The sequence below is a fragment of the Mycobacterium sp. NGS34 genome (genome assembly GCF_059812845.1).
On record NZ_JCALDM010000006.1, the window covers coordinates 330224 to 350753 of the forward strand.

Below are 20530 nucleotides of genomic sequence, written 5' to 3' on the forward strand. Positions count from 1 at the left end.
TCAGGAGGACCGGATGCCGACAGCCATCTACACCGAACCCGTCACCGACCCAATGGCGTGGACAGGCGCCGACTTCACGAGCAAGGAAGACTTCGCCTTCGACCTGTCGGCTCGCAATGTGGCTGCGCTGGAATCGATCTTGGCCAAGACCGCACATAAGGACCGGGATGACATCACGCCGGAGGACGCCCGACACCCAGACCTCGACGATGATCTGGCGCGGCTTTATCGGGATCTGATGTTCGGCAAGGGCCTGGCGTGCGTACGCGGCTTCCCCGTCGAGCAGCACTCGATTGAGGATCTCGAACGCATCTACTGGGCGTTCTGCACCCACCTCGGATATCTCGTGTCGAACAACTCCTTTGGGCACCGGATGGTGCGCGTCCAGGAGGAAATCCTGCCCGGCGGCGTGCAACCCGCCCGCGGGACCAAATCCCGCGCCGAGCTGGCGATGCACAACGATGCCGCAGACATCTTGTCGCTGCTGTGCGTATATCCGGCGGCGCAGGGCGGAGAGAGCCAGTTCGCCAGCGGCCCCGCAGCCCACAACCGGATTCTGGCGGAACGCCCGGACCTGCTCGACGTGCTCTACCGGGGTTTTCCGCACCATCGGCGCAGCGAGCAGCCCGACGACCAGCCCGACGTGACGCCCTACGACGTGCCCGTCTTCTCCCAGATCGACGGACGCATCTGCATCAACTTCACCTACAGCAGCATCCTTCCCGCCATGCACGCGCTCGGCCGCGAGTTCACGCCGGAGGAGACAGAGGCAGTGGAACTCCTGCGAACCATTCTGGTCGAGCAACAGGTCGAGTTCCGGCTGGAATCCGGTGAGGCCGCGGTGGCGAACAACTTCGCGATGTGCCACTCGCGCTCGGACTTTGTGAGCAGCAACGACCCGAAGAAGGCGCGCTGCTTCCTGCGGGCATGGATGGAGGTGCCGCGGGAAGACCGCCGGCTACCGATCGGCCGCGAGTACTTCCACATGGAGAACAAGGACCTGCGTCTCGGGTACGACGTCGTCGAGGGCCGAGACGGGGCCATCGCCCGGAATGACTACAAGAACGTCAACGCCGAACTGGCCGATATGTTCAAGGCGGCGCAGGCGAAACCCAAAGTCAAGAACACGTGAGCGTTCGGTCTCGTCTGGTCTACGAACGGTGGACCGATCCCGTTGCTGGCGACATCCTCGAAGTCGGTGACATCGATCTGGTCAAGCTCGACTTGGACGCGGCCGACGAGAAGGGCTGGGCCGCCCTGGAATCCGCGCACGGATACCAGGTGGCCACCCGGACCGATGTGGCTGGATACGCCGATGGTGCACAGTGGCTGGTAGGGCCGGCATTGGTAAGGCGTTGTGAGAAGCTGCTCGCCGTGTGCTCGGCCGGCGCCGGGTACGACGTCATCGACGTCGACGCGTGTACGCGGGCCGGAATCGCGGTGTGCAACAACTCCGGCCCCGGCGCGGAGGCGGTCGCCGAGCACGCCCTCGGTTTCATGCTCGACCTGGCCAAGAAGATCACGGCCGCCGACCGGATGCTCAGGGCAGGCCCGCTGAGTGACCGGTTGGTCCTGCGGGGGAGTCAGCTACTGGGCAAGACGCTCGGGGTCATCGGGCTCGGGGCCATCGGGGGCCGTCTCGTCGAGCTGTGCGCGCCTTTCCAGATGGAGGTCCTGGTTTTCGACCCCTACCTCGACGAGGTCGGCGCACGCGCGCGCGGGGTGCGAGTCGTCACACTCGCCGAACTCCTGGGGCGCTCGGATTTCGTACAGGTGACGTGCCCGTTGACCACTGAGACGCAGGGGCTCATCGGCAAGCCGCAGTTCGCGGCGATGAAGCCGACCGCGTTTTTCATCACCACCGCACGCGGACTCGTCCACGACGAAGCGGCGCTGCTTGAAGCGCTCATCAGCGGAGGCATCGCGGGAGCGGCCCTCGATGTGTTCCACGAGGAACCGCCCCGACAGGACAACCCCCTGCTGCGTCTCGACAACGTGATCGCGACGCCGCATACCGCGGGAATCACTGTCGAGGCCACACGCGACCTCGCCGTCGCCACCGCCAAGCAGTGGCAGACGATATTCGCCGGCGGCCTGCCGCCACGCTTGCTGAATCCTGACGTCTGGCCTCGCTACTCCGACAGATTCAAGGAAATCTTCGGATTCCGTCCAAGCGCCGCAACGGCTTTGGAGAAGGGGGCGCGCACCCGGTGACACGATACGACACGATCGCGGTGGAGGTCAGGGATCGCACCGCGTGTGTGACCCTCAACCGCCCCGAGGTGCTCAACGCGATCAACGACGAGATGATCGCCGAATTGACGGTGGCCTACGCGGAAATCGAACGATCGCAGGATATCTGGACCGTCATCATCACCGGTGCCGGTCGTGCCCTCTGCGTCGGAGCGGACGTCAACAAGGCCGCCGACCACGACATGGAGAACGCGGCGGGAATCGACAATCAAGGCGAGCCCATCCTCAGCTCGATGCGGCAGTGGGACGCACCGCAGGAGGCGACGCCGCCGTGGCTGCAGATGACCAAGCCGATCATCTGTGCGGTCAACGGCATCGCGTGCGGTGCCGGGATGGACCTCGTGACCACCGCGGACATCACCATCGCCTCGGAGCGTGCGACGTTGATGGATCCGCATGTCAGCATCGGCGTGACGTCCGGACGCGAAGGGGTCAGGCTCGCGAGGATCCTGCCGCTGCCCGTCGCGATGAGGCTGATCTTGATGGGCAAACACGAACAACTCGACGCGCGGCGGGCCTATGACCTCGGTGTCTTCACCGAAGTGGTCGCGCACGACGCACTGATGCCGCGAGCCTGGGAAATCGCCGAAATCGTGAACTCCAATGCGCCGCTTGCGGTCCGGGGCTCACGGATGGCTGTCCGCAAGGGCCTGACGCTGCCGATCTACGAGGCCGAACTGCTCGCCGAGAACTACCGCATGAAGGTTGCCCTGACGAAAGACGCGGTCGAGGGACCGCGTGCCTTCCTCGAAAAGCGCAAACCGGATTGGAAGGCTCTGTAGCGCTACCTGGGGCCGGCGCTATGTGAGGCCGAAGAACCTTTTCGCGTTGGTGGACAAGACCTTACGCTTGGTCTCCTCGTCCAAGCCCTCCGTCGCCTTATTGGCCACTTCGAGGCTTCTGGGCCAGTTGGTGTCGTTGTGAGGGTAGTCGGTCTCGAACATGAGCTGGTCGGGCCCGACGAGATCGAGGATGCGGAAGGCAACCGGGTCACCGAAGGTGGAGAAGTAAACCCGCCCGGGCACCTGGCTGCTTGGCGGTTCGGTCAGCAGGGGATGGATGCCACCCCAGGCCCGACGGTCCTCCCAGACCTCGTCCACACGCTGCAGGTAGTAGGGGATCCAGCCGGCCTGCGCCTCTGCGAATGCGAGCTTGAGGTCGGGAAATTGGACGAGCTTGGCGGAGAACAGCCAGTCGACCAAGGCGATGGTGCAGTTGACGGCCATGAGCGCGCTGGTGACCACGTGCGGAGAGTCGGGGGAGGACTTGGTGAGCGAGGAGCTCGACCCGATGTGCAGCATGATGCCAACGTGGTTTCGCTCGCAGGCGGCGAAGAACGGATCCCAGTAGCCGCTGTGGATGGAAGGTAGGTCGAGGCGGGTGGGTAGCTCCGAAAAGCACACGGCGCGCATCCCTTTGGCGGCGACCCGTTCGACCTCCTTGGCGGCGAGTTCGACGTCCCACAGCGGGATGATGCCGAGCGGGATCAGCCGGCCGTTCGAGCTGGCGCCCCATTCGTCGATCTGGAAGTCGTTGTAGGCCTCGACGCAGAGTTTGGCGAGCTCCTTGTCCTTGCCGTACAGGAAACGTTGGCCACAGAATCGGACGAGGGTGTTGGGGAAGCATGCAGAAGCCTCGATGCCGGCGATATCCATGTCGGCGAGCCGGTCCGCGGGACGAAAGCAGCCTGGGCGCATCTCGTCGTATGTGATCGGGTCGGTGGTGAGCTCGTCGAGGTCGTAGCCGGCGGCCGCGCTGATGAGCGGGATTGGGATGACGGCATCCTCGTAGCGCCAGATGTCGGCTTCTCGGCCCTGGTCGTCTTCGACGAACGCGACATCGGACGTGACACTGGGGTCCATGCGTCCGCGGGTGCGAACGATTCGCGGCCCGATGTCCTGATATCGCCGGGGCAGGCGGCTCGTCCACAGATCGGCGGGCTCCACCAGGTGGTCATCCGGGGAGACGATCAGAATGTCTGCACTCAAGGCTGTACCCCTTCGGCGGCCGCCTGCGGCTTCAGCTGGCGGCGCACTGAGTCGGAAAAGAGAATCACCGTTTACACGGTACCCCATCAGCTCGCTCAGGCGCACTCGAGCTCGAAATCCAAACGCGCCGTTGGCCGTGCGGTGCGTTGACGAGCTTGTCGGGCGGAAATCAGGACTTGCCGCAGATGGCAATCGACATACACGTGTAGGTAGATCCCACGCTTCGAGCTTCGAGGGCGTATTCTGAACGGCACTATGGCTGCGAAGAAGACCCCCGGTCGTGATAGCGAAACCGGCTTGGAACTTGTTGAAAACGATCTCGAGGCGCCCAGCACGTGGCAGCAGCGCACCATCGAGCGGCGCCTGAGCACCGCGAGAGCGCGTGCTCTCGCCCGCAGTTCGCGGTTCCTTGCCACCGCGCTGGAGCTGGTAGAGGAGTCAGGAAAGGCTGACTTCACGATCCAGACGCTCATCGACAGATCGAATCTGAGCCTGCGGGCGTTTTACCAACATTTCGCGGGCAAAGAAGAACTGATGTTGGCGCTTTATGAGAACGTCACGAGTCAGTTCACCGAGGACATCCGGCAAGAGGTTGCCGCGGCCGACGGTCCGATGGAGCAGCTCGAGGCCTTCTGTCGCGGCGTATTGTCCCGCGCGGAGTCGTCGCAGGCCGTCGGCGGCCGGGTCATGACGATTTACAACCTCAGCCTGGAGATCGAGCGCCCGGACGACTTCGCCAAGGTGTGGGAGCCTCACCTGAAGCTGCTGACGAAGATCCTCACGTCATGTGCCCGGGCGGGACTGGTGCGCACGGATCTGACCCCCGCACAGCTGACCACGTTGCTCAACACCACGCTCACCGCACTTGCCCAGATCGGGGTCTTCCATCTGGGTGGCAAGAGCCCAAAGCTCACGGAGGACCAGTTGTGGGCGTGGTGCAAGCAGGCCGTCACACCGCCGGCCGTCGACGTCGAGGTCAAGCCGGCGCGCAAGGCAGCGCCCCGCGGCGTATCGGGGCGCAGGACCAAGAAGCTAACGGGGTAGGCCGAGCCCACGCTGGGCGATGATCGTGCGGTGGACTTCGCTCGTCCCCGCATAGATCGTGGTGCCCAGCGAGAACCGCAGTGAGTGCTCGAACCGCCCGCGTTCGGGTGCGGTCGGCTCGAGATAGCTGCGCAAGCCGTCCGCCCCGACGAACTCTAAGACGTCCTGGCTGGCGCGTTCGAGCGCCTCGGTGCTGAATACCTTCGACATGGAGCCCTCGGCCACCGGTATGTCGCCCTGCTCGAGCATCCACACGCACCGCCGCTGCAACAGCATCGATACCTCGGCCTCGATCGCGACCCGGGCGAGCCGGCGCCGGACGTCGACATTGGCGATGGGCGGTGAGCCATCGTCGGAAACGGTGGTGGTGGCCCAATGTTCGGCATGGTGTAACAGCCTGATCAAGTGTGGACCCCAGCCCGAGGAGTGTTCATCGCGCAGGGACAGCCCAAGCACCGCCCAGCCGCCGTCGACTTCACCGATCCGCCACTCATCGCCGACGCGGACGTCGCTGTAGAAGGTGATGTTGGTGCGCTCGCCAGAAAGGGTCCACACGGCTTGTGCCTCAAAGCCATTGGAGTCACGCGGGACCAGGAACATCGTCAGCCCCTTGTGTTTCGGCTTTTCGGGGCTGGTGCGCGCCAGCAAGAACACGAAGTCGGCGATGTGACCGTTGGTGGTGAACATTTTGGAGCCGTTGATCACCCAGTCGTCGCCGTCGCGAACGGCTTTGGTGGCGGCCGCCGCGACGTCGGACCCGCATTCCGGTTCGGTGAAGCCGAAGGCGATGGTGATGTCGCCGTTGATCGCACCGGGAAGGATACGGTCCTTCAACGCCGGGGTGCCGATCTCCCGGATGATTGACGCGACCATTCTGGTCGTCTCGGAGAGGTACACCGGCGCGTCGAAGCGCATGAGCTCCTCTTTGACGACCTGGTCATCCCATGCGTTGCGGTTCTGCCCGCCGAGCTCGACGGGCCAGCCGGGCGCGAAATAGCCTTTCTCGACTAGTCCTTTGGCGAACGCTTCGTCGTGTGAGACGCCGCTGCGGTAGATGCGTTCCTCGAATTCGGAAGTCAGCACGTCTTGGAGATGGGCGCGGACCTCGCTGCGGTAGGCCGCTGTATCCGCGTCGAGGTGAAAGTGCATCTACGCCTGCCAATCTATCGTCGCACACGCCCGGCCGGACCGGTCGGGAATGATACTCTCAATTTCGAGAGTAACCATATCCGCACGTGATGGGACTGGCGATCGTGGACCTGGGCTTAACCGGCGAGCAGCGGCAGTTGGTGGACTCGTTCGGTGCGCTCTTTGCGCGAGAGTCCACCTCCGAGCGCGTCCGGGCAGCCGAGCCGATTGGGTTCGACCCCAAGCTCTGGAAGGCGCTGCTGGATATCGGGGCGATGCAGATGGCAGTCGACGAGGCGGCCGGAGGATGGGGCGCCTCGGAACTGGAACTGGCGCTGATCGCAGAACAGTTCGGCCGTGCGATCGCCTCCGCGCCTGTCATTGAAGCGCAGGTCGCCGCCCGACTTCTGGCCGGGTCAGGCGAGGCTGGAGCGGGGCTGTTGAGCACGGTCCTCGCGGGAGAGCGGCTGATCGCATTCGCTCCTCGCGCGGGACATGGTCGGCGAGTGGGGCTGGTGCCCGCCGGGGCGGTGGCAGAGGACGTCATTGTCCTGGCGGAGGGGCAGCTGCTCGCGGTGCCGATCGGCAAGAACCGCACAGTGGTGGCAAACCTCGCGTCAATGCCGTTGGCGGACATCACAATCGGCAATGACGCCGTTGTGCTCGCCGATGGAGTGCGTGCGCTCGAGATGTTCTCCGGCGCGGTTGATTTGTGGCTCGCCCTGACCGCTGTCGCGTTGGCGGGTGCGGCCAAGAAAGCCGTCGAGATCGGCGTTGACTATGCCAAACAACGGCACGCGTTCGGAACCGCGATCGGCTCGTTTCAGGCGGTGTCGCACCCACTGGCCGACAGCGCCACCGCCGCCGACGGGGCCCGCCTGCTCGGACTGAAGGCGGCGTGCGCATTCGCCGACGAGCCCGATCGCGTTCGCGAACTGGCCGCCATGGCCTTTGGGTTCGCCTACGAAACGGCGCGGGACGCGACGCGGCGCAGCCTGCACATCCACGGCGGATACGGATTCGGTATGGAGGGCGACATCCAGTTGTATTACCGCCGGGTCCGGGGCTGGGCCATGGTCTTCGGTGATCCCGCGGGCGCCTTAAACCGCGTCGCCGACGCGCGCTACGGACCGGCCGCCGGGTGATCGCGGCGCTCTAGGATCGCGAAGCTCAGCGTCGCCCGCGCCGCGAGCCGGTCTCGTCCCACATCGAAAACGTCGACGGCAACGACGATCATGCGTTTTCCCGCGCGGACCAGCGACGCACTCGCACGCGCGGGGCCCTGCACGATCGGCGCCAAAAAATGGACGGACATGTCCGCGGTGCCCGCGCCGCTGCCCTCACCCGCGTACTTGACCGCAAGTCGGCCCCCGGCCACATCGATCAGCGTGGCGACCAAACCACCCTGTAGGGCGCCCCGGTAGTTCACCAGGTCCGGTCGGTTGTGCAGGTCAACGACGACCGACTCGTCGTTGTCGACGACGTCGTAGAAGGGCAGCTGACCGAAGAGGTGGCCGGGGATGGTTACCTCCATGGGTTGTGGTGCGGATTGACCAGAAGACGCGACCGTGGTCACGCGTCGGACCGGACCTGGTCTTTGACCGCCAGGACAACCGGGGGAGCGGTGCGCCAGTTGGGGACGCCCTGCTCCTCGCCGGCGGTGGGAAGCTTGTCTTCGCGGATCTGGGCCCAATGAGAGTGATTGAGTTGGTGCAACGCGAAACATGATTGCAGCGCGTTGTAAAAGCCCATGTTGTCGACGGACTGGTTCACGGATTCCTTGATCAGCAGGGCCGCCATGGTCGGCACTTTGGCGATTCGCCGCGCCAGCTCGAGGGTGCTCTCGGCGAGTTCGTCGCGCTTGAAGATCTTGCTGACCATGCCGAGCCGGTAGGCCTCTTCGATCTCGATCGCGTCGCCGGTCAGCATCAGCTCCTTCGTGCGCCGCGGGCCGAACTCCCAAGGATGGCCGAAGTACTCCATTCCGCACATCCCCAACCGCGTACCGACTACGTCGGCGAAGCGCACCTCTTCGCTTCCGACGATGAGATCACACGCCCAGATCAGCATGAGTCCTGCCGAGAATACGTCGCCGTGTACCTGCGCTACGGTGATCTTGCGCAGGTTGCGCCATCGCAGGTTGTTCTGGAAAAAGTAGTGCCATTCCTGCAGCATCGTTCTCTCCGCGCCGTCGCGTGTACCGCCGTTGATCGTCACAGTGCGGTGCTGTTCCGGGCCCGGGCTGAACTCGGCGCGCGCCTGTTTGGAGCCGATATCGTGGCCGGACGAGAACATCGGGCCCTCGCCGGCGAGGATGACGACGCGGACGGCGTCATCGGCTTCGGCGCGGGCAAACGCATCATCGAGTTCGACGAGCATGCCCCGGTTTTGGGCGTTGCGCTGGTCGGGCCGGTTCAGCGAGATCCGAATGATCATGCCGTCGTCGAAGGTCTCCCACTTCAAGAATTTGTAATCGCTCACCACTGACTCCTGCTTTCTCGGCCGTGCCCGGTAATGGTGTTATCTCAATATGAGAAGATATGTTCTCACGCTGTGGCCGAGCACGGCCGGAAGGGGTGCGGATGGCGGTCGGTCAGCGAAAGCCGCAGGTAATTCTTTGGGGTCCGGGGCAGGTCGGCGTTGGGGCGTTGCGCGCGCTCATCGCACACCCGGGCCTGGAGTTGGCCGGGGTGGTGGTGCACTCGGAGGCGAAGGACGGCAGGGACGCGGGAGAGCTGTGCGGAATGCCGGCGACCGGCATCATCGCCACGCGGGATATCGATGCCGCGTTGTCGGCGGATGTGGACGTGGTGGCCTATTTCGCCTCGGGTGACTATCGCTACCGCGAAGCGGCGCAGGACATAGCGCGCTGCCTCCGCGCGGGGAAGGATGTGGTGTGTACTTCCCTGGTGCCCATGTGTTATCCACCGGCGGCCGACAAGGAAACCGTCGAGCTGCTCGAGGCCGCTTGCGCGGAGGGCGGCTCCAGCTTCTTCAATAGCGGTGTCGACCCCGGGTGGGCGAACGACGTGATCGCGCTGACGATGACGGGGTTCAGCAGTCGTGTCGACAGCATCACCATGCTCGAGATTCTCGACTACGGCCCGATCGATCAACCCGACATCATGTTCGATTTCATGGGGTTTGGACATGCGCCGGACCATCCGGCGCCTCTATTCGACCCGGAGCGACTGGCCGCATTGTGGGCACCCGTCGTCCATCTGGTCGCCGACGGCATCGGACTCCCACTGGACCACGTCGACACATCCATCGAGAAATGGCTGGCCACTGAGCGATACGAGGTGGCGTCGGGCTGGATCGAGCCGGGCACGATGGGAGGTATGCGGTTCAAGCTTGCCGGCATCGTAGACGGCGAGGAGCGCGTCGTGCTGGAACACATCACTCGCATGGGCGAAGCTTCCGCGCCGGATTGGCCGCGGCACCCGTCACCGCACGGTGGCTACCGGGTCGTCGTCGACGGTCTGCCCACCTACACCGTCGACATCGACATGCATGGCCGTGGGAACAACATGCGCGGCCTGACCTACGCGACTGTCATGCGCGAACTCAACGCCATCCCCGCCGTGATGGCCGCCCCACCCGGTTTGCTCTCCACCCTCGATCTGCCTCTGGTCACCGGTCCCGTGTGCGGCGGAACCTGGCGGGGTGTGCTGCCTGCGAGGGTGAGCCCGTGAGCGCGCAGCATGTCGCGCGGACGTCGGCGGACCTCTGGGAGGTCATGCGTACCGCGTCGGCCGTCCGTCGTTATCGCGACGAACCCGTCTCGGACGACGTGATCGATACTTGTCTGCGCGCGGCGAGTTGGGCTCCGTCCGGCGGTAATCAGCAGCCGTGGAAGTTCGTCGTACTCAGATCAAGTAGCGTCCGCGACGTGATCACGGCGGCGGCCCACCGGACGTGGGACGTGATGACCGAGTTCTATCGGTTTTCGATGCCGGAGGACGAGGCGGACGACCCCAAATCGCGCGTGCTGCGAACGATGGCCGAGCACATGCGCGTCGGTGGCGCCGCGCCGGTGCTGTTGCTGTTCTGTGTCCATCCGCAGCGGGGAACCACCGAACTACAGCAGGGCGGCTCGATCTTTCCCGCCGTGCAGAACTTTCTGCTGGCCGCCCGCGCGCAAGGCCTCGGGGCGGCGATCACACTGTGGCACGGGTCCTGCGAGGACCAACTGCGGGCGATGGTCGGAGTTCCGGACGACTGGAAGATCGCGACGTTGCTTACGGTGGGCTGGCCCCAGGGCCGGCACCACCCGGTGCGGCGCAAGCCGCTCGACCAAGTGGCGGCGACCGATCATTGGGATCAGCCTTGGAGGAAGACAACAGGATGAGGACCCGCAGCCCTGAAATCTCCCTATATCTGCGAACTTTCACCGATGGCCCTCAACATGATTGGCGCGCGATGCTGGCATCGGCACAGGCGATGGACATTGCCGGCATCGACCGTGTCGTGGTTTCCGATCACGTGGTGTTCGGCGAGAACCTGGGGGCCTACGCCGACCCGTCGGTGGGTGGCGCGACCGGCGGTCGCCAGCCCACCGGCCCGGACGGAAGCTGGCTGGAACCCCTTGTGGTCCTGACGGCGATCGCGGCAACCACCAAGCGAATCAGGCTCGGGACGTCGATCCTGCTGGCAGCCCTGCGGCGGCCCGCGGTCCTGGCCAAACAGCTCGCGACACTGGACGTGCTTTCCGAGGGCCGCGTCGATCTCGGGGTTGGGGTGGGTTGGCAACGAGAGGAATACGTCGCCGCCGGACTGTCTTTCGCTCATCGCGGGCGACTGCTGGATCACACGCTGGAGGTCTGCACGACGTTGTGGACGGAGCAACGCGCGTCCTATCAGTCGCCCGAATTGTCCTTCGACGCGATCCACCAGATGCCGAAGCCGGTGCAACCCGGCGGCCTGCCGTGTTGGATCAGCGGAACGGTGAACGACGCAGTCGCACGGCGAATCGCACGGTTCGGCAGCGGTTGGATTCCTTGGGGTTCGGCGTTCGCCGACCTACCAACCGCAATCGCGGCGATGAAAGACAAGGTTATGGCCCACGGTCGCGATCCCAGCGACCTCCAGATTCAAGGCGCCGCGCGTGCCGTGAAGGCCGATGACGGAACACTCGACTATTCGGCGTCGGTCGCGTCGGTGCCGGCACTGGTCGCCGCAGGCGTCACCGATGTCCGCTTCACCGTCGCGGTGCCCGAGGACGGCGATCGAGCGGTCGAGGTCCTGTCGCCGCTTGTGCAGGCGTTCCGCGACGTCACCCGGTAATGCGCTCGCAACGCGCCCGATCGCACGGAGGTTAAGGGTGTCGTATGCAGCTGCGTGATCACGCAGGTTCCGCGAAACCTGCTGTGATTCTTCATCCTTCCGGCACCGTGGTGAGCTTCGCGAGCCTCGAGGCCGGCGCGAACAGACTCGCCCATTTCCTCCGACGATCGGGTCTCGTCGCCGGGGACACCATCGCTGTCTTGATGGAGAACAACGAACACATCCACGCCGCGATGTGGGCGGCCAGGCGGAGCGGGCTGTACTACACGCTGGTCAATACCCATCTGAGCCACGGCGAGATCGCCTACATCGTGGCAGACAGTGCGGCCAAGGCCATCATCTCCTCACGGGCGATGCGTGATGCCTGCCGGGAACTGTCCGCCCACGTCGCGGCCGGGCTGCCACCGATCGCGCTGATAGCCGACGACGACCTGGCCGGGTGGCAGCGCTATCCCGACTGCGTCGCCCAGGAGCCATCGACACCTGTCGCCGATGAGTGCGACGGCCAGCTGCTGCAGTACTCCGCGGGCAGCACCGGCCGTCCGAAGGGGATCCGCCGCCCGCTGAATCCACGAGGCTCCGGTGTGTCGAGTTCGTCGACACCCGTCTTTGAGGCGCTCGGGGTGAGAAACGACTCGGTGTACTTGAGTCCCGCCCCCACTTACCACACCGCGCCTGCGATGTGGACCATGGCCGCGCAAGCCGCCGGCGCGACAACGGTTCTCATGCAAAAGTTCGATGCCGAACAGGCCCTGGATTGCATACAGCGCTACGGTGTGACGCACGCCCAGTTCGTGCCGACGATGTTTGTGCGGATGCTGCGGCTGCCTGAAGAAACCCGCAGCCGCTACGACCTATCGACATTGCGACGAGTCGTCCACGCCTCCGCGCCGTGTCCACCGGAGATCAAACGCCAGATGATCGACTGGTGGGGGCCGATAGTCGACGAGTACTACGGGTCATCGGAAGGGGCGGGTATCTCGTTCATCCGCGCCGAGGAGTGGCTTGCCCACCCGGGATCGGTGGGCAAGCCCATGCTCGGTACGCCGCACATCCTCGACGACGAGGGCGTCGAGCTCGGACCCGGCCAGGTCGGTGACATCTATTACGAGGGCGGTTATCCGTTCGAGTACCTCAACGACGAAGCGAAGACGGCGGCGGCTCGAAGTCCCCGCGGCTGGGTCACCGTCGGCGACGTCGGCTATCTCGACGACGCGGGCTACCTGTATCTCACCGATCGCCGCAACCACATGATCATCTCCGGCGGGGTGAACATCTATCCGCAGGAGACCGAGAACCTTCTCGTCAGTCACCCACTCGTGGTCGACGCCGCAGTGTTCGGCGTGCCGGATCCGGTGATGGGCCAGTCTGTGACCGCCGTGGTGCAGTTGGTCGATCCCGCCATTGCGACCACCGCACTCGCCGACGAGCTAAGCGCGTGGCTTCGCGATCGTCTGGCGCACTACAAGTGTCCGCGGGCCCTGCATTTCGAGGCCCAGTTGCCGCGGACTGACGCCGGCAAGCTCTACAAGCGAGAGCTCATCGCGAAATACGCTGCCGCCGACAGCCCTGACGCCGTCCAGGCATGAGCGCAAAACCCGGGCAAATAGGCATCGAACACGAGAGTTCCTCGCTGGGCAGAAGACGGCAGGCCTGGCGGAAAGCCGCTAATCGACGCGGACGTGCCTAAGGGGTACGTTTCGCCCATGATGTCGCTGCAGGACAAGGTTGTCTTCATCACCGGCGGTGCCCGCGGGATCGGGGCCGAGGTCGCCCGCCGCCTGCGCAACAAGGGTGCCCGGCTGGTCCTCACCGACCTCGACCAGGCCGAACTGGCGGTCCTCGCCGCCGACCTCGGCGAGGACCGTGTGCTGACCGCGGTCGCCGACGTGCGCGATCTGGCCACCATGCAGGCCGCGGCGGCCAAGGCCGTCGAGCGCTTCGGCGGGATCGACGTCGTGGTGGCCAACGCCGGCATCGCCAGCTACGGATCGCTGTTGCACGTCGACCCGGAGGCGGTCAAGCGGGTGCTGGACGTCAACCTGCTCGGCATCTTCCACACCGTGCGCGCCACGCTGCCGTCGGTGATCGACCGGCGCGGCTACGTGTTGGTGGTTTCGTCGCTGGCCGCATACGCGGCGGCCCCGGGGCTGGCGCCGTACAACGCCACGAAGGCCGGCAACGAGATCCTCGCCAACGCGCTGCGGCTCGAGGTCGCCAACCTCGGCGTGAGTGTCGGCTCGGCGCACATGTCCTGGATCGACACCGCCCTGGTCCGCGACAGCAAGGCCGACATTCCCTCCTTCGGAGAGATGATCACGAAGCTGCCGTGGCCCCTCAACAAGACCACCACCGTCGACGAGTGCGCGGACGCGCTCGTCAAGGGCATCGAGGGCCGTCGGCGCAGGATCTTCTGCCCGCCGTGGGTCGGGCTGCTGCGCTGGCTCAAGCCGGTGCTGTCCACCCCCGCCGGCGAATTTCCCATCCGCAGCATTACCGACAAGCTGTTGCCCCGAATGGACGCCGAGGCCGCCGCGCTCGGCCGCTCGCTGTCCGCGTTCAACGTCGAGTCCCTGCGCGAAGCGCGCGGTTCGGTGTCTGAGTAGTTGGCGGACTATTTGCGGCGCCGGCGCAGGTAGCGCTCGAATTCGGCGGCCAGCGCGTCGCCGTCGATCTTGCCCAGCGCCTCGTTCATGTCGACCTCGGCGTCGCCGCGCTGCTCGAGCGACGACACGTATTCGGCCAGGTCCTCGTCGTCGGCGGCCATCTCGGTGATCGCCTGCTCCCACTCCTCGGCCTGCGCCGGCAGGTCGCCCAGCGGGACCTCGATGTCGAGCACGTCCTCGACGCGGCGCAGCAGCGCCACCGTCGCCTTCGGGTTCGGCGGGTTGGACACGTAGTGCGGCACCGCGGCCCAGAACGTCACCGCGGGGATGCCGGCGGCCACGCAAGCGTCCTGGAACACCCCGGCGATGCCGGTCGGGCCCTCGTAGCGGGTCTCCTCGAGGCCGAAGCGTTTCGCCGATTCGGGGGAGTAGGCCGCGCCCGACACCGGCACCGGCCGGGTGTGCGGGGTGTCGGCCAGCAGGGCCCCGAGGATGACGACGGTGTCAACGTTGAGCTTGTCGGCGATGGCCAGCAGCTCGGCGCAGAACGTGCGCCAGCGCATGTTGGGCTCCACGCCGTGCATCAGCACCACGTCGCGGTCGCTGCCCGGGGGCCGGCAGTGGGTTATCCGCATCGCCGGCCACACCAGCTCCCGGGTGACCCCGTCGATTTGCCGGATGACCGGGCGATTGACCTGGTAGTCGTAGTAGGCCTCGTCGTCGATCTCGATGATCGGGTCGGCCTCCCAGATGGCATCCAGGTGCTCGAGCGCATCGCTGGCCGCGTCGCCGGCGTCGTTCCAGCCCTCGAACGCCGCCACCACGATGGTGTTGTGCAGTTCGGGCAGCGCACGGTCAAACGGGCCACGATCCGGCAGGGTCACAGAATCAGCGTACGGCCTTTGCCGCCGACCTTCGGCCTGATACGGGCCAAGCCTGTCAGAGCGCTGTAAACCGCCGGGCCTATTCCATAGCCCGACTATCCTTGTGGGGTGACTGTCGCCAGGTGTCGATCGCGGCGACGAGTTAGGCGTCCAGACGTCGATCGGGGGACGACGTAGACTTTTCTGGTCGAGAGGCGTTGCAACGGTTGTCCGGCCCGCGCCGGTATCCGCCACGCTCGGCAGAGTCAAGGACGCCTTCCGTAACGGAAGGAACGCACGTGAACGCCGTCAAGACAGACTTCGCGCCGAACATCCGCCCCGACTGCACCGACGAACTGACGGCTGCGCTGCGCCAACGGATCATGGTGATCGACGGCGCGATGGGCACGGCGATTCAGCGGGACCGCCCGGACGAGGCCGGCTACCGCGGCGACCGGTTCACCGAGTGGCCGACGGCCCTGCAGGGCAACAACGACCTGCTCACCCTGACGCAGCCGCAGATCATCGAGGGCATCCACCGCGAGTACCTCGAGGCGGGCGCCGACATCATCGAGACCAACACGTTCAACGCGAACGCGATCTCGCTCTCCGACTACGACATGGCGGACCTGGCCTACGAGCTGAACTACGCCGGCGCCGCGCTGGCCCGCAAGGCGGCCGACGAGTACAGCACCCCGGAGAAGCCCCGCTACGTGGCCGGCGCCATCGGGCCGACGACGCGCACGGCGTCGATCTCGCCGGACGTCAACGACCCCGGAGCCCGCAACGTCTCCTACGACCAGCTGGTCGCCGCCTACCTCGAATCCGTCAACGGCCTCGTCGACGGCGGCGCCGACCTGATCATCATCGAGACGATCTTCGACTCGCTGAACGCCAAGGCGGCGGTGTTCGCCGTCGAGACGCTGTTCGAGGAGCGCGGGCGCCGCTGGCCGGTGATCATCTCCGGCACCATCACCGACGCGTCCGGGCGGACGTTGTCCGGTCAGGTCACCGAGGCGTTCTGGAACTCGATCAGGCACGCCAAGCCGATCGCGGTCGGCCTCAACTGCGCCCTGGGCGCGCCGGAGATGAGGCCCTACATCGCCGAGGTGGCGCGGATCGCGGACACGTTCGTCTCGTGTTACCCGAACGCCGGTCTTCCCAACGCCTTCGGCGAGTACGACGAGACCCCGGAGCGTCAGGCCGGCTACATCGCCGACTTCGCCGGGGCCGGCCTGGTCAACCTGGTCGGCGGCTGCTGCGGAACCGCGCCGCCGCACATCGCCGAGATCGCCAAGGTCGTCGAGGGCAAAGCGCCGCGACAGGTGCCCGAGATCCCGGTGGCCACCCGGCTCTCGGGCCTCGAGCCGCTCAACATCACCGACGAGTCGCTGTTCGTGAACATCGGGGAGCGCACCAACATCACCGGCTCGGCCCGGTTCCGCAACCTGATCAAGGCCGAGGACTACGACACCGCGCTGTCGGTCGCCCTGCAGCAGGTCGAGGTCGGTGCGCAGGTCATCGACATCAACATGGACGAGGGCATGATCGACGGGGTCGCCGCGATGGACCGGTTCACCAAGCTGATCGCGGCCGAGCCGGACATCAGCCGCGTCCCGGTGATGATCGACTCCTCCAAGTGGGAGGTCATCGAGGCGGGCCTGAAGAACGTGCAGGGTAAGCCGATCGTCAACTCGATCTCGATGAAGGAGGGTGAGGAGAAGTTCGTCCGCGAGGCCCGGCTGTGCCGCAAGTATGGCGCCGCCGTCGTCGTGATGGCCTTCGACGAACAGGGGCAGGCCGACAACCTGGAGCGCCGCAAGGAGATCTGCGGGCGCGCCTACCGGATCCTGACCGAAGAGGTCGGCTTCCCGCCCGAGGACATCATCTTCGACCCGAACTGCTTCGCGCTGGCGACCGGCATCGAGGAGCACGCGACCTACGGGATCGACTTCATCGAGGCCTGCGCCTGGATCAAGGAAAACCTTCCGGGCGTTCACATCTCCGGCGGCATCTCGAACGTGTCGTTCTCGTTCCGGGGCAACAACCCCGTCCGCGAGGCTATCCACTCGGTGTTCCTGTTCCACGCCATCAAGGCCGGCCTGGACATGGGCATCGTCAACGCCGGTGCGCTGGTGCCCTACGACTCGATCGACCCCGAGCTGCGGGACCGCATCGAGGACGTCGTGCTGAACCGTCGCGAGGACGCGGCCGAACGGCTGCTGGAAATCGCCGAACGGTTCAACAAGTCGGAGAAGTCCGAGGACCCTGCGGCGGCCGAGTGGCGCAGCCTGCCGGTCCGCGAGCGGATCACGCACGCCCTGGTCAAGGGCATCGACGCGCACGTCGACGCCGACACCGAGGAATTGCGCGCCGAGATCGCCGCCGCCGGTGGTCGCCCCATCGAGGTGATCGAGGGCCCGCTGATGGACGGCATGAACGTCGTCGGCGACCTCTTCGGCTCGGGCAAGATGTTCCTGCCCCAGGTGGTGAAGTCGGCCCGGGTGATGAAGAAGGCTGTCGCGTACCTGCTGCCGTTCATCGAGGCCGAGAAGGAAGAGTCGGGCGCCACCACCGGCGCTAAAACCAAGGACACCAACGGCACGATCATCATGGCGACGGTCAAGGGCGACGTCCACGACATCGGCAAGAACATCGTCGGAGTCGTCTTGCAGTGCAACAACTTCGAGGTGATCGACCTGGGCGTGATGGTGCCCGCGAGCAAGATCCTCGACGCGGCGAGGGAGCACGACGCCGACATCATCGGGCTGTCCGGCCTGATCACGCCGTCCCTGGACGAGATGGTCAACTTCGCCGCCGAGATGGAACGCGAGGGGCTGGAGATTCCGCTGCTCATCGGCGGCGCGACCACCTCGCGCGCGCATACGGCCGTCAAGGTGTCGCCGCGCCGCAGCGGTCCGGTGGTCTGGGTCAAGGACGCGTCGCGCTCGGTGCCGGTCGCCGCCGCGCTGCTCGACGACAAGCAGCGTCCCGCCCTGCTGGAGGCCACCGAGAAGGACTACGCATCCCTGCGCGAACGGCACGCCCAGAAGAACGAGCGGCCGATGCTGACGCTGGAGAAGGCCCGCGCCAACCGGACGCCGATCGAGTGGGACGGCTACACCCCGCCGGTGCCCGCCGTGGGGATCGGCGTGCGGGAGTTCGAGAATTACGACCTCGCCGAGTTGCGCGAATACATCGACTGGCAGCCGTTTTTCAACGCCTGGGAGATGAAGGGCCGCTTCCCCGACATCCTCAACAACCCGGCCTCGGGCGAGGCCGCCCGCAAGCTGTACGACGACGCCCAGGAGATGCTCGACACCCTGATCAAGGAGAAGTGGCTGACGGCCAACGGCGTGATCGGGTTCTTCCCGGCGAACGCGGTCGGCGACGACATCCAGGTCTACACCGACGACACCCGCACCGAGGTGCTGACCACGCTGCACAACCTGCGCCAGCAGGGCGAGCACCGCGACGGCATCCCGAACCGGTCGCTGGGCGACTACATCGCGCCGAAGGACACCGGTCTGGCCGACTACGTCGGCGCCTTCGCCGTCACCGCGGGGCTGGGCAGCCAGGAGAAGATCGCCGAGTTCAAGGCGGCCCTCGACGACTACAGCGCGATCCTGCTGGAGTCGGTAGCCGACCGGCTTGCGGAGGCGTTCGCCGAACGGATGCACCAACGGGTCCGCAAGGAGTTCTGGGGATTCCAGCCCGACGAGCAGCTCGACAACAACGCACTCATCGACGAGAAGTACGTCGGAATCCGCCCCGCCCCCGGCTACCCGGCCTGCCCGGAGCACACCGAGAAGGTGACGCTGTGGAAGTTGATGGACGTCAAGGAGCGGACCGGCATCGAGTTGACCGAGTCGATGGCGATGTGGCCCGGCGCGGCCGTCAGTGGCTGGTACTTCTCGCACCCGCAGTCGCAGTACTTCGTGATCGGCCGGCTGGCCCAGGACCAGGTCGCCGACTACGCGAAGCGCAAGGGCTGGACCCTGCAGGAAGCCGAGCGCTGGCTCGCCCCCAATCTCGGCTACAACCCCGAGGACTGACGCTCGCGGACGTCTCTCCCGCGAGCGACCGTGTTTGTACGGCGACACGCCGCGAATCGCGACAGTTTGCGGTCGCTCGCGGGGGAGGCCACCAGAAACCGCCGTGACTTCGCCGACCGGCACGTGACACAATCGCTGGCCGTGAAGACCTTCGAGGATCTGTTCGCCGAACTCGGCGATCGCGCCCGCACCCGGCCGGCCGGCAGCGCCACGGTCGCCGCGCTGGACGGCGGCATCCACGGGCTGGGCAAGAAGATCCTGGAGGAGGCCGGCGAGGTGTGGCTGGCCGCCGAACACGAACCCGACGACGCGCTGGCCGACGAGATCAGCCAGTTGCTGTACTGGACGCAGGTGCTGATGATCGCGCGCGGGCTGTCCCTCGACGACGTCTACCGGAAGCTGTGAGCATGCAGGGGGCTTTCTTAAGGGTCGCGGTTCCCAACAAGGGCACGCTGAGCGAGCCGGCCAGCGAGATCCTCTCGGAGGCCGGCTACCGTCGCCGCACCGATTCCAAGGACCTCACCGTCATCGACCCCGTCAACCAGGTCGAGTTCTTCTTCCTGCGGCCCAAAGACATTGCGATCTATGTGGGTTCGGGCGAGCTGGATTTCGGCATCACCGGGCGGGACCTGGTGCGGGATTCCGACGCGCCGGTGCGCGAACGCCTGGCGCTGGGTTTCGGGTCGTCGAGCTTCCGCTACGCCGGGCCGGCCGGGCGCGACTGGACGACGGCCGACCTGGCCGGTAAGCGGATCGCCACCGCCTACCCGAACCTGGTCCGAAAAGACTTGGCGGAGAAGGGCATTGAGGCAACGGTCATCCGGCTCGACGGCGCGGTGGAGATCTCGGTGCAGCTCGGCGTGGCCGACGCAATCGCCGACGTGGTGGGGTCCGGGCGCACCCTGAGCCTGCACGACCTGGTGGCCTTCGGTGAGCCGCTGTGCGATTCGGAGGCGGTGCTGATCGAGCGGGTCGACGAGGACGGCCACGGCGCGACGAAAGCGGTGCGCGATCAGCTGGTCGCGCGGGTCCAGGGTGTGGTGTTCGGCCAGCAATACCTGATGCTCGATTACGACTGCCCGCGTACGGTGTTGGACAAGGCGACCTCGATCACGCCGGGCCTGGAGTCGCCGACGATCGCGCCGCTGGCCGATCCGGATTGGGTGGCGATCCGCGCCCTGGTGCCCCGCCGCGGCGTCAACGAGATCATGGACGAGCTCGCCGCCATCGGCGCCAAGGCGATCCTGGCGTCCGACATCAGGTTCTGCCGGTTCTGATCGAACGGGTGCCAACGTCGCGGCTGTGTT

Annotated in this window: 18 protein-coding genes; 13 read left to right on the plus strand and 5 right to left on the minus strand. The window is 65.9% G+C overall.

Going from position 1 to position 20530, the window contains the following annotated elements; translation table 11 throughout:
* The first annotated feature begins 13 nt into the window (after positions 1–13).
* Genes AC5Y7V_RS17740 through AC5Y7V_RS17750 form a run of 3 tightly spaced genes read left to right on the plus strand, consistent with a single transcriptional unit; the run spans position 14 to position 3035 of the window.
* Positions 14–1132 (plus strand): TauD/TfdA family dioxygenase, encoded by a 1119-nt coding sequence (locus AC5Y7V_RS17740; protein ID WP_499881323.1) that lies wholly within the window; start codon positions 14–16, stop codon positions 1130–1132.
* A complete protein-coding gene (locus AC5Y7V_RS17745; RefSeq protein WP_499881324.1) occupies positions 1129–2214 on the plus strand; it encodes a hydroxyacid dehydrogenase in 1086 nt (361 codons plus the stop codon). The genes AC5Y7V_RS17740 and AC5Y7V_RS17745 overlap by 4 nt, the downstream gene beginning before the upstream one ends.
* Positions 2211–3035: an enoyl-CoA hydratase/isomerase family protein gene (locus tag AC5Y7V_RS17750; protein ID WP_499881325.1), complete on the plus strand. Its 825-nt coding sequence runs from the start codon at positions 2211–2213 to the stop codon at positions 3033–3035. The genes AC5Y7V_RS17745 and AC5Y7V_RS17750 overlap by 4 nt, the downstream gene beginning before the upstream one ends.
* An 18-nt stretch (positions 3036–3053) precedes the next feature.
* Here AC5Y7V_RS17750 and AC5Y7V_RS17755 read toward each other — a convergent pair whose 3' ends face one another.
* The gene (locus tag AC5Y7V_RS17755) at positions 3054–4241 is read right to left on the minus strand and encodes an amidohydrolase family protein (protein ID WP_499881326.1); all 1188 of its coding nucleotides are present in this window, start codon (positions 4239–4241) and stop codon (positions 3054–3056) included.
* Positions 4242–4496: 255 nt separating this feature from the next.
* On the opposite strand from AC5Y7V_RS17755, the gene AC5Y7V_RS17760 reads away from it, so the two are divergent.
* The gene (locus AC5Y7V_RS17760) at positions 4497–5285 is read left to right on the plus strand and encodes a TetR/AcrR family transcriptional regulator (RefSeq protein ID WP_499881327.1); all 789 of its coding nucleotides are present in this window, start codon (positions 4497–4499) and stop codon (positions 5283–5285) included.
* On the opposite strand, the gene AC5Y7V_RS17765 is transcribed toward AC5Y7V_RS17760, so the two are convergent.
* Positions 5274–6434 (minus strand): acyl-CoA dehydrogenase family protein, encoded by a 1161-nt coding sequence (locus AC5Y7V_RS17765; RefSeq protein WP_499881328.1) that lies wholly within the window; start codon positions 6432–6434, stop codon positions 5274–5276. The two genes, AC5Y7V_RS17760 and AC5Y7V_RS17765, sit on opposite strands and share 12 nt — an antisense overlap.
* 104 nt (positions 6435–6538) lie before the next feature.
* On the opposite strand from AC5Y7V_RS17765, the gene AC5Y7V_RS17770 reads away from it, so the two are divergent.
* Positions 6539–7558 carry an acyl-CoA dehydrogenase family protein gene (locus AC5Y7V_RS17770; RefSeq protein WP_499881418.1) on the plus strand — a complete coding sequence of 340 codons (1020 nt, stop codon included), beginning with the start codon at positions 6539–6541 and terminating at the stop codon, positions 7556–7558.
* Here AC5Y7V_RS17770 and AC5Y7V_RS17775 read toward each other — a convergent pair.
* Entirely contained in the window at positions 7537–7947 is a 411-nt protein-coding gene (locus AC5Y7V_RS17775) for a PaaI family thioesterase (protein WP_499881329.1), read from the minus strand. The two genes, AC5Y7V_RS17770 and AC5Y7V_RS17775, sit on opposite strands and share 22 nt — an antisense overlap.
* A gap of 38 nt (positions 7948–7985) precedes the next feature.
* Positions 7986–8894, minus strand: coding sequence for an enoyl-CoA hydratase (locus AC5Y7V_RS17780; RefSeq protein WP_499881330.1), 909 nt, complete (start codon positions 8892–8894; stop codon positions 7986–7988).
* Between the two features lie 101 nt (positions 8895–8995).
* Here AC5Y7V_RS17780 and AC5Y7V_RS17785 point away from each other — a divergent pair, with 101 nt between their 5' ends.
* The 5 genes from AC5Y7V_RS17785 (at position 8996) to AC5Y7V_RS17805 (ending at position 14305) form a co-directional block, all read left to right on the plus strand.
* Positions 8996–10108, plus strand: coding sequence for an NAD(P)H-dependent amine dehydrogenase family protein (locus AC5Y7V_RS17785; RefSeq protein ID WP_499881331.1), 1113 nt, complete (start codon positions 8996–8998; stop codon positions 10106–10108).
* A gap of 44 nt (positions 10109–10152) precedes the next feature.
* Entirely contained in the window at positions 10153–10764 is a 612-nt protein-coding gene (locus AC5Y7V_RS17790; protein WP_499881419.1) for a nitroreductase family protein, read from the plus strand.
* A complete protein-coding gene (locus AC5Y7V_RS17795; RefSeq protein WP_499881332.1) occupies positions 10761–11699 on the plus strand; it encodes a TIGR03619 family F420-dependent LLM class oxidoreductase in 939 nt (312 codons plus the stop codon). Before AC5Y7V_RS17790 ends, AC5Y7V_RS17795 begins: the two co-directional genes overlap by 4 nt.
* 44 nt (positions 11700–11743) lie before the next feature.
* A complete protein-coding gene (gene fadD4, locus AC5Y7V_RS17800; RefSeq protein ID WP_499881333.1) occupies positions 11744–13288 on the plus strand; it encodes a fatty-acid--CoA ligase FadD4 in 1545 nt (514 codons plus the stop codon).
* A 117-nt stretch (positions 13289–13405) separates the two neighbouring features.
* Positions 13406–14305 carry an SDR family oxidoreductase gene (locus AC5Y7V_RS17805; protein WP_499881334.1) on the plus strand — a complete coding sequence of 300 codons (900 nt, stop codon included), beginning with the start codon at positions 13406–13408 and terminating at the stop codon, positions 14303–14305.
* A gap of 8 nt (positions 14306–14313) precedes the next feature.
* On the opposite strand, the gene AC5Y7V_RS17810 is transcribed toward AC5Y7V_RS17805, so the two are convergent.
* Positions 14314–15189, minus strand: coding sequence for a PAC2 family protein (locus tag AC5Y7V_RS17810; protein WP_499881335.1), 876 nt, complete (start codon positions 15187–15189; stop codon positions 14314–14316).
* Positions 15190–15467: 278 nt separating this feature from the next.
* Here AC5Y7V_RS17810 and metH point away from each other — a divergent pair, with 278 nt between their 5' ends.
* From metH to hisG, 3 genes are all read left to right on the plus strand, one after another.
* Positions 15468–19223 (plus strand): methionine synthase, encoded by a 3756-nt coding sequence (gene metH, locus AC5Y7V_RS17815; RefSeq protein WP_499881336.1) that lies wholly within the window; start codon positions 15468–15470, stop codon positions 19221–19223.
* 123 nt (positions 19224–19346) lie between these two features.
* A complete protein-coding gene (locus tag AC5Y7V_RS17820) occupies positions 19347–19628 on the plus strand; it encodes a phosphoribosyl-ATP diphosphatase (RefSeq protein ID WP_499881337.1) in 282 nt (93 codons plus the stop codon).
* 2 nt (positions 19629–19630) lie between these two features.
* Positions 19631–20500 carry an ATP phosphoribosyltransferase gene (gene hisG / locus AC5Y7V_RS17825; protein ID WP_499881338.1) on the plus strand — a complete coding sequence of 290 codons (870 nt, stop codon included), beginning with the start codon at positions 19631–19633 and terminating at the stop codon, positions 20498–20500.
* The last annotated feature ends 30 nt before the right edge of the window (positions 20501–20530 follow it).